The sequence below is a fragment of the Psychromonas antarctica genome, from assembly GCF_022267535.1.
In the GTDB taxonomy this organism is placed as follows: domain Bacteria; phylum Pseudomonadota; class Gammaproteobacteria; order Enterobacterales; family Psychromonadaceae; genus Psychromonas; species Psychromonas antarctica.
Window position 1 is genome coordinate 1 of the sequence record NZ_JAHNZV010000103.1, and the last position, 9710, is coordinate 9710.

At 38.9% G+C, this 9710-nt stretch carries 8 protein-coding genes; all 8 read left to right on the forward strand.

Annotated features, from left to right (window positions below; genetic code table 11):
- Window positions 1-436: 436 nt before the first annotated feature.
- Window positions 437-907: a GDP-mannose mannosyl hydrolase gene (locus tag KSO91_RS14305; RefSeq protein ID WP_238743714.1), complete on the forward strand. Its 471-nt coding sequence runs from the start codon at window positions 437-439 to the stop codon at window positions 905-907.
- Window positions 908-1131: 224 nt separating this feature from the next.
- Window positions 1132-2544: a mannose-1-phosphate guanylyltransferase/mannose-6-phosphate isomerase gene (locus tag KSO91_RS14310; RefSeq protein ID WP_238743715.1), complete on the forward strand. Its 1413-nt coding sequence runs from the start codon at window positions 1132-1134 to the stop codon at window positions 2542-2544.
- A 740-nt stretch (window positions 2545-3284) separates the two neighbouring features.
- Entirely contained in the window at window positions 3285-3656 is a 372-nt protein-coding gene (locus KSO91_RS14315; RefSeq protein WP_238743716.1) for a GxxExxY protein, read from the forward strand.
- A 287-nt stretch (window positions 3657-3943) separates the two neighbouring features.
- The gene (locus KSO91_RS14320; protein WP_238743717.1) at window positions 3944-5374 is read left to right on the forward strand and encodes a phosphomannomutase; all 1431 of its coding nucleotides are present in this window, start codon (window positions 3944-3946) and stop codon (window positions 5372-5374) included.
- 621 nt (window positions 5375-5995) lie between these two features.
- Window positions 5996-7120: a GDP-mannose 4,6-dehydratase gene (gene gmd / locus KSO91_RS14325; RefSeq protein WP_238743718.1), complete on the forward strand. Its 1125-nt coding sequence runs from the start codon at window positions 5996-5998 to the stop codon at window positions 7118-7120.
- 8 nt (window positions 7121-7128) lie between these two features.
- Entirely contained in the window at window positions 7129-8055 is a 927-nt protein-coding gene (locus KSO91_RS14330; protein WP_238743719.1) for a GDP-L-fucose synthase family protein, read from the forward strand.
- Entirely contained in the window at window positions 8048-9220 is a 1173-nt protein-coding gene (locus KSO91_RS14335; protein ID WP_238743720.1) for a DegT/DnrJ/EryC1/StrS family aminotransferase, read from the forward strand. Before KSO91_RS14330 ends, KSO91_RS14335 begins: the two co-directional genes overlap by 8 nt.
- A gap of 90 nt (window positions 9221-9310) precedes the next feature.
- A partial coding sequence (locus KSO91_RS14340; protein ID WP_238743721.1) for a polysaccharide biosynthesis protein occupies window positions 9311-9710 on the forward strand: 400 nt, incomplete at its 3' end.

A 9710-nucleotide genomic window follows, 5' to 3' on the forward strand; every position in this document is an offset into this window, starting at 1 on the left:
TCATTAACAGAAGCGCTGCGCGCGACACAGAGAAAAGACAATACAGAAGCTATAAGCTTTTATGTTTTCCTCCTTTAACTCTGTGTCCTCGGTGGTCTATATTTTAATCTTTCTTTATTTGCTCATTATTTGCTCATTAGCCTCTCTTTGTAGAACAAGATTTCATGCTTATGTAGATGGCTCAGGTTATTTTTTGTAAAAAGATTAAAACCACTACCACGCACACTTCATGCGACTGCGAAACTGCGTTTCGGTTCGCATTCATTAACAGAAGCGCTGCGCGCGACACAGAGAAAAGACAATACAGAAGCTATAAGCTTTTATGTTTTCCTCCTTTAACTCTGTGTCCTCGGTGGTCTATATTTTAATCTTTCTTTATTTGCTCATTGCTTACTCATTAGTTTCTCTTTGTAGAATAAGATTTAAGAAGGACATTATGCTCCCTTTACCAATATTTAAAACCGTCATTGAGTCCACGCCGCTTATCTCAATTGATATTATTGTTCGCAATGACAAAGGTCAAATATTACTCGGTAAGCGCACCAATCGTCCCGCGCAGGGGTACTGGTTTGTCCCAGGCGGACGAGTATTGAAAGATGAGCCATTTGAGCGTGCATTTAACCGCCTAATGAAAGCCGAATTAGGATTAAATAAAGCGCAATCCAGCTTCAAAGGCATTTATCAACATTTTTATGATGATAATTTCTTCGGAGATAAATTTACAACACACTATATTGTCCTCGCTTATGACATTAGCTTTAACGGTGAGTTATCATCACTACCTGTTGATCAGCATTCAAATTATCAGTGGTTTGATGAAAGTGAATTATTAGTGGATGAAAGCGTTCACAAACACAGTAAGTGGTACTTTCAAAAAGACAAACAAGCAGACCTGTTATTTAAATAATTACTTAACCTCAGTTCTGGATAACGGTACTGTATCGTTTAGCTTATCCAGAATTGAGGTTACTTATACACTTAAATCATTAAAATGCACCACCGAGGGCACAGAGGCACTGCGTGCTACATAGAGACAAAGCAAAAAAGGGATAAGCTAATTATTGTTTTTTTAGCTCAGTACGTCGGTGGTGGCGCCTTGAATATTATTAAACTTGAAATAGGAATAAAATCATGCTCACACCCGTAATTATGGCTGGCGGTACAGGCTCTCGTTTATGGCCACTTTCTCGCGAACTTTATCCAAAACAGTTTTTAACTGTTACGGGTAATGAGTCGATGCTGCAACAAACCGTCGCACGTTTATCCGGTATTGAACATGTGGCGCCAGTATTAATTTGTAATGAAGAGCATCGTTTTATTGCAGCCGAACAAATGCGCTTAGGCGGATATGAGCACGGCGGTATTATCCTTGAGCCTGTTGGCAGAAATACCGCACCAGCGATTGCACTTGCCGCACTGCAAGCAGTTAATAACGCTATTGATGGTGAAGATCCGGTTTTATTAGTGCTGGCAGCAGATCATATTATTGAAAATGAACAGGCCTTTAAAGCAACGGTAGAAAAAGCGCTGCCCTTTGCAGAAAAGGGTCAACTGGTGACCTTCGGTATCGTCCCTACTGCGCCTGAAACAGGCTACGGTTATATCAAATCTGGCAGTCAGGATGGTGATGCATTTTCTGTCAGTGAATTCGTTGAAAAACCCGATCTGGCAACTGCAGAAGAATACTTAGCAAGCGGTAACTACTACTGGAACAGTGGTATGTTCCTATTTAAAGCGAGTCGTTATCTTGAAGAATTACAGAAATTCGCGCCGGACATGCTCGATGTTTGTAAACGTGCGATTGCTACACCATCACAAGATGTCGAATTTATACGTGTTGATAAAGCCATTTTTGCAACTTGTCCCGATAACTCTATCGATTATGCGGTGATGGAAAAGACAAACTTAGCGATGATGGTGCCAATGGATGCTGGCTGGAGTGATGTGGGTTCTTTTTCTGCGTTATGGGAAGTCTCCGCGAAAGATGAAAATAACAACCTTATCAAGGGTGATGTCATTACGGTCGATTCAACAAATAACTATATCTATGCAGAAAATAAATTAGTAACAACCGTCGGTGTCGATAACCTGGTTATTGTTGAAACTAAAGATGCCATCTTAGTGGCAAGCAAAGACAAAGTGCAAGATGTTAAAGAGATTGTTAATCAGCTAAAAGCCGCAGGCAGGACTGAACATAAGCTACATCGTGAAGTTTATCGTCCCTGGGGTAAATACGACTCTATTGACGCGGGTCAAAGAGATCATGTAAAACGAATTACCGTTAAACCCGGTGAAAAACTATCAATTCAGAAGCATCATCATCGTGCAGAGCATTGGATTGTTGTTTCTGGTACGGCAAGTGTATTAAATGGTGATAAAACTATCCTAGTCACTGAAAATGAATCAACCTACATCCCATTAGGCACAATACATGCCTTAGAAAATCCAGGAAAGATTCCGCTGGAAATGATCGAAGTGCAGACAGGCAGTTACCTCGGTGAAGATGATATTGTGCGTTTTGAAGATCGTTACGGCCGCGTTTAATAAGTTAAAACTTAACCATAATAAAAAATCACCACCGAGGACACCGAGAGCACAGAGGAAAAGACTAAAACATAAAATAAGTTATTTTTCTCGGTGTAGGGAAGCGTCTCAGTGCGCTCTGTGGTGAATAAGTTAGAAATACAATTTAACCACCGAGGACACCGAGAGCACAGAGGAAAAGACTAAAACATAAAATAAGTTATTTTTCTCGGTGTAGCGAAGCGTCTCAGTGCCCTCTGTGGTGAATAAGTTAGAAATAAAAAATCACCACCGAGGACACCGAGAGCACAGAGGAAAAGACTAAAACATAAAATAAGTTATTTTTTCTCGGTGTAGCGAAGTGTCTCAGTGCCCTCTGTGGTGAATAAGTTAGAAATAAAAAATCACCACCGAGGACACCGAGAGCACAGAGGAAACGACGAACATATAAAATAAGTTGTTTTTCTCGGTGTAGCGAAGCGTCTCAGTGCCCTCTGTGGTGAATAAGTTAGAAATAAAAAATCACCACCGAGGACACCGAGAGCACAGAGGAAAAGACTAAAACATAAAATAAGTTATTTTTCTCGGTGTAGCGAAGCGCCTCAGTGCCCTCTGTGGTGAATAAGTTAGAAATAAAATTTAACCACAGAGAACACCGAGAGCACAGAGGAAAAGACTAAAACATAAAATAAGTTATTTTTCTCGGTGTAGCGAAGCGTCTCAGTGCCCTCTGTGGTGAATAAGTTTTTTAGAGGTTTATCATGGAAGTAGATATTCTGACTCAAAAAGTAATCGGTTGCGCAATTGAAGTACACAAAACATTAGGCCCTGGTTTATTAGAATCTAGCTATGAAAGCTGTTTGATATATGAACTACATCAAGCGGGAATAACCGCTAAAAGCCAAGTGTTATTGCCAATAAATTATAAAGGCGTTTTGATTGATGCAGGTTATAGACTTGATATACTATTGCCAGAAAGGTTAATAATAGAACTGAAATCGGTGGATAAACTTGCCGCAATTCATACAGCACAGTTAATAACTTATTTGAAATTAAGTGGGATAAAAACAGGCTTATTAATCAACTTTAACGAAATAAAGCTAATGAATGGCTTGAAGCGCGTAAGCTTATAACGATAAAGTTTAACCAGTGAGGCCGTATAATAGATTAAAGAAAAAGATTCACCACAGAGGACACCGAGAGCACAGAGGAAAGACATAAAGCGTATGTTTTATCTCAATGTAGCGAAGCGGCTCGGTGTTCTCGGTGGTAAAATTAATTTTTGAGTTTTTCGCTTATGGCTCGGTCTAAGATAAAATTTAACTGGTTTTTACCTTAAATTATTTTCTCGGTGTGCGCAGCCTCTGTGTTCTCGGTGGTAAGTCATTTTTTACAACATCCATAATGATTGGAAAATATAATGAATAAAAAATTAATAAGCTCAGAAGTAATATCAGAAAGCGGTGTTGCATTCGGCACCAGTGGTGCACGCGGTTTAGTGACCCAATTTACGCCTGACGTATGCGCTGCATTCACCGTTGCATTTATCGCTGGTATGCAACGCAATTTCAGTTTTAACCAAGTCGCCATCGCCATTGATAACCGCCCGAGCAGCCATGCAATGGCAATGGCTTGTGCAGCAGCATTGCAGCAACTAGATATTGAAGTTGTTTACTACGGCGTCGTGCCTACGCCTGCTTTAGCTTATGTGGCCCAAGAAGATGTTATCCCCTGTATCATGGTCACAGGCAGTCATATCCCTTTTGATCGTAATGGTCTTAAATTCTACCGCCCTGATGGTGAAATCAGTAAAGCTGATGAGCAGGTTATTCTTACCGAGCAGGTTGATTTCTCAGTACTGGCTGAATTACCAGAATTGACTGTGAGCAACCGAGCAGCTGAAGAGTATATTACCCGTTACACGTCACTGTTCACTACACCTTGGCTTACAGGTAAACGCATTGGTATTTACGAGCATTCAAGCGCTGGTCGCGATCTTTACTACCGCATTTTTGAAAAGCTAGGTGCAGAGGTTATCTCATTAGAGCGTACAGATCACTTTGTACCCATTGATACTGAAGCGGTATCTGAAGAAGATACGCAAAAAGCAATTAACTGGTCTAAAGAGTTTAATTTAGATGCGCTTTTTTCAACGGATGGCGATGGTGATCGTCCATTAGTATCTGATGAAAATGGCAATTGGTTACGCGGTGATATTCTTGGCTTACTAAGCGCAGAGGCTTTAAAGATTGAAGCGCTTGCCGTACCCGTTAGTTGCAACACAGCTATTGAATTAAGCAACAAGTTTACTCATGTACAACGCACTAAAATTGGCTCTCCTTATGTAATTTCCGAGTTTACAAATTTAGCGAAAAAATTTAATTCAGTCGCTGGTTTTGAAGCCAATGGCGGTTTTCTGCTGGGCAGTGATGTACAACTAAACGGTCAGCCACTGAAAGCATTACCGACGCGCGATGCCGTTCTTCCAGCCATTATGTTACTAGCCGCCGCAGGTGAAGGGGTTATTTCAACATTAGTGAATGCATTGCCAAAACGCTTTACACACAGCGATCGCATTCAAAACTTTGCTACCGAAAAAAGCCAGGCAATTATCGCGCAAGGAAAAAACGATCCGGCAAACTTATTAACACAATTGGGCTTTGAAAATGTAGCAATAAAAAGCGTTGATCAAACTGATGGTTTAAGAATGACCTTAGAAGATCAGCGGATTATCCATCTGCGCCCATCAGGAAACGCACCAGAACTGCGTTGTTATGCAGAGGCCGACAGTTATTCTGTTGCAAATGACTGTGTTGTAAAAGCACTTAAAAATATTCAAAAGATACAATAGAAGATTAAAAGATAAAGCTTAACCACAGAGTACACCGAGAGCACAGAGAAAGGATAAAAACTGTTTTGATCTTAAGTTTTTCCTCGGTGTTGTACGAAGCGCCTCTGTGTTCTCTGTGGTGCATTTTTTAATTATTTTCTGTTTTACCTGAGAATTATGCAGAAGCATGTAAAACAATTTTAGTTAGGAAGCTCCATGTCAAAAGATAAAGCTTAACCACAGAGTACACTGAGAGCACAGAGAAAGGATAAAAACTGTTTTGAGGTTTAGGTATTTAAAAACATTAAACTGTTTTGATCTTAAATCTTTTCTCGGTGTTGTGCGAAGCGCCTCTGTGTTCTCTGTGGTGCATTTTTTAATTCTTTTCTGTTTTACCTGAGAATTATGCAGAAGCATGCAAAACAATTTTAGTTAGGAAGCTCCATGTCAAAAGATAAAGCTTAACCACAGAGTACACCGAGAGCACAGAGAAAGGATAAAAACTGTTTTGAGGTTTAGGTATTTAAAAACATTAAAATGTTTTGATCTTAAATCTTTTCTCGGTGTTGTGCGAAGCACCTCTGTGTTCTCTGTGGTAGAATATTTTAAATTTAAACAAAATTATTTTAGTTAGGAAGCCCCATGTCAAAAAATAAAGTTGCATTAATTACAGGTATCACAGGCCAAGATGGTTCATACCTTGCTGAATTGTTATTAGAGAAAGGTTATGAAGTCCACGGTATTAAACGCCGTGCTTCATCGTTAAATACCCAGCGTGTTGATCATATTTACCAAGATAACCATGAAAAAAATCAAAAGTTTTTCCTGCATTACGGTGATCTAACCGATTCCTCTAACCTGACGCGTATTATTAAAGACGTTCAGCCTGATGAAGTGTATAACCTAGGTGCGCAATCGCATGTAGCCGTTTCGTTTGAATGCCCAGAATATACAGCCGATGTCGATGCCATGGGAACGCTACGTTTATTAGAAGCGATTCGTTTTTTAGGGTTAGAAAAGAAAACAAAATTCTACCAAGCTTCAACCTCTGAATTATATGGTGAAGTGCAAGAGATACCACAGAAAGAGACGACCCCATTTCATCCTCGCTCGCCTTATGCCGTTGCTAAAATGTACGCTTATTGGATAGTAGTTAACTACCGTGAATCGTATGGAATGTATGCATGTAACGGTATTTTATTTAACCATGAATCACCTCGTCGTGGAGAGACCTTTGTTACCCGTAAAATTACGCGTGCCATTGCTAATATCTCTCAAGGCTTAGAAAAGTGTTTATACCTTGGTAATATGGATGCATTACGTGACTGGGGACATGCAAAAGACTACGTGCGTATGCAATGGATGATGCTTCAACAAGAAACTGCAGATGACTTTGTTATCGCAACCGGTAAACAAATCAGCGTACGTGAATTTGTTTCGCTGTCTGCTAAAGAAGCAGGCATTGAGCTAGCATTTACAGGCGAAGGGCTTGATGAAGTCGCTACTGTTAAGTCAATTACGGGTGATAATGCACCAGCACTAAAAGTCGGCGATGTGATTGTCAAAGTTGATCCGCGTTATTTCCGACCTGCAGAAGTTGAAACGCTATTAGGCGATCCTTCAAAAGCAAAAGAAAAATTAGGTTGGGTGCCGCAGATTACAGTTGAAGAGATGTGTGCTGAAATGGTTGAAAACGATCTCAATAAAGCAAAGCAGCATGCTATTTTAAAGAATCATGGTTACACCACTGCTGTTGCGGTTGAATAGGCGAAACAATGAAAATCTTACTTACCGGTGCCAATGGTATGGTTGGCAAAAACATTCTTGAGGTTGCTTTAAAGCATGAGCATGAGTTTTTATCTCCAAGCAGCGCAGAACTTAATTTGCTCGACGGCAACGCCGTCAATCAATATATAAACACACATAAGCCTGATATGGTGATCCATGCTGCTGGTATCGTCGGCGGTATTCAGGCTAATATGGCGCATCCTGTTAAATTTTTGGTTAATAATATGCTTATGGGGATTAATATCCTAACAGCATCAAACGATTGTGATGTGCCAAAATTTTTAAACTTAAGCAGCTCATGCATGTATCCTCGTGATGCGCTTAATCCTCTATCTGAAGATCTGATTCTGAAAGGCGAGTTAGAGCCTACGAATGAAGGTTACGCTCTGGCAAAAGTAACTAGCACTCGCTTATGTGAATATATACGTAAAGAAAATGCGAGTCGTCTATATAAAACGATTGTTCCATGCAATTTATATGGCCGCTTTGATAAGTTTGACCCTAACCACTCGCATATGATCCCTGCGGTTATTCGTAAAATTGATGAAGCAAAGAAAAATAACCTTGAAGAGATTGATATCTGGGGGGATGGTGAAGCACGTCGCGAATTTATGTATGCTGAAGATCTGGCTGAATTTATCTTCTATGCAATAGATAACTTTGAAAAAATGCCTCAGAACTTGAATGTCGGGTTAGGAACTGATTATACCATTAACGAATACTATCAGGCAGTAGCCAATGTTGTGGGTTATTCAGGTAAGTTTATACATGATTTAAGCAAACCTATTGGCATGAAACAAAAGCTCATTGATGATGAGAAATTAAAAGAGTTTGGTTGGGCTTATAAAACAGAGTTAGAAGTCGGCATCCAAAAAACATATGAATTTTATTTAAGAGAGTATAGCAATGACTAATTATGCATTAGCGAGTAGCACCTGGGATGAAAAAGAATATTCTGCTATTCAACGAGTAATTGATTCCGATATGTTTACCATGGGCAAAGAAGTTGCTCAGTATGAAAAAGATTTTGCTAAGTTTTTCGGCTCTAAATATGCGTTAATGGTGAGTTCAGGTTCAACTGCAAACCTATTAATGATTGCATCATTATTCTTTACCAAAAATTCTAAACTTAAATTGAAACGTGGAGATGAAATTATTGTCCCTGCTGTTTCATGGTCGACTACTTATTTTCCGCTTCAACAGTATGGTTTAAAAGTTAAGTTTGTCGATATTGATCGTCAAACATTAAATATGGATTTAGACAAGCTAGAAGCCGCCATTAGCGATAAGACTAAAGCTATTTTATCTGTTAATTTATTAGGTAACCCTAATGATTATGCGCGAATGGATAAAATAATTTCCGATCGTGATATCTTTATATTGGAAGATAACTGTGAATCAATGGGCGCAACAATAAATGGCAAGCAAGCCGGTACTTTTGGTGTGATGGGCACTTATAGTTCGTTTTTCTCTCACCATATAGCAACAATGGAAGGCGGCTGTGTAGTTACAGATGATGAAGAGCTTTATCATATTCTGCTTTGCATTCGCGCACATGGGTGGACACGTAACTTACCTAAATTCAACAAGGTAAGTGGAGAAAAAAGCGACGATCCATTTGAAGAGTCATTTAAATTTATTCTTCCTGGTTACAATGCTCGACCACTTGAAATGAGCGGAGCTCTAGGTATCGAACAGTTAAAAAAACTGCCTAGCTTTCTTGAAACGCGTCGTAAGAATGCGAAACTGTTTCAATCGCTATTTGCGAATCATCCTTTTATTGATATCCAGCAAGAAACCGGTTCAAGTAGTTGGTTTGGTTTTTCATTAATATTGAAAGAAAATGCACCTTATGACCGTGCAGAATTAGTTAAGTTACTCGTTAAAAACGGTATTGAGTGTCGACCAATCGTGACCGGTAATTTCTTGAAGAATACTGACGTGCTTGAGTATTTTGATTATGAGGTATCAGGAACATTAGAGGCTGCAGAATACCTTGATGAACATGGTTTGTTTGTGGGTAATCATCAAAATGAGATTGAAAAAGAAATTAAGCTTTTAGCTGAAATTGTTTTTTGATTCTGAATACTAATTACATGCTTTTATTTTTGAAGGTAATTGCATGTTACTTACCGTTTATAATAAATATTGAAAAGTAGATTTTCTGAGATGATTAAAAACCTAATAGGGAAAAATAAAGATGCTGTTATCTTGGGGGGGGGGAAATTTTTACAGGTTGCTATTGCACTATTATCAATAAAACTATTAACAAGTATTTTAAGTGAGCAGGAAGTTGGACAATACTACCTTTTATTAACCATTATAATGTTGTTTGATTTTTCTCTTCTTAACCCTGTCGGGCAATATTTTGGTCGTCATGTTATCGGCTGGCAATACTCTGGGAGATTAAGTGTTGCGACAAATTCATTATTATTCATTCGACTTTTAGCAATATTATTTTCTATATTTATTGCATATTTAGCATATTTACAGTTTGATTATAATCAATATTATGATCTAAGTGAGTTTCTATTATTTATATTCATGTCATTATTCTCAGGTACATATT

What these genes read in the sequence shown, in the direction of transcription:
- KSO91_RS14310 (WP_238743715.1), top strand. Translation starts at nt 1,132, where the DNA reads ATGCTCACACCCGTAATTATGGCTGGCGGTACAGGCTCTCGTTTATGG.
- KSO91_RS14315 (WP_238743716.1), top strand. Translation starts at nt 3,285, where the DNA reads ATGGAAGTAGATATTCTGACTCAAAAAGTAATCGGTTGCGCAATTGAA.
- KSO91_RS14330 (WP_238743719.1), top strand. Translation starts at nt 7,129, where the DNA reads ATGAAAATCTTACTTACCGGTGCCAATGGTATGGTTGGCAAAAACATT.
- gmd (WP_238743718.1), top strand. Translation starts at nt 5,996, where the DNA reads ATGTCAAAAAATAAAGTTGCATTAATTACAGGTATCACAGGCCAAGAT.
- KSO91_RS14305 (WP_238743714.1), top strand. Translation starts at nt 437, where the DNA reads ATGCTCCCTTTACCAATATTTAAAACCGTCATTGAGTCCACGCCGCTT.
- KSO91_RS14320 (WP_238743717.1), top strand. Translation starts at nt 3,944, where the DNA reads ATGAATAAAAAATTAATAAGCTCAGAAGTAATATCAGAAAGCGGTGTT.
- KSO91_RS14335 (WP_238743720.1), top strand. Translation starts at nt 8,048, where the DNA reads ATGACTAATTATGCATTAGCGAGTAGCACCTGGGATGAAAAAGAATAT.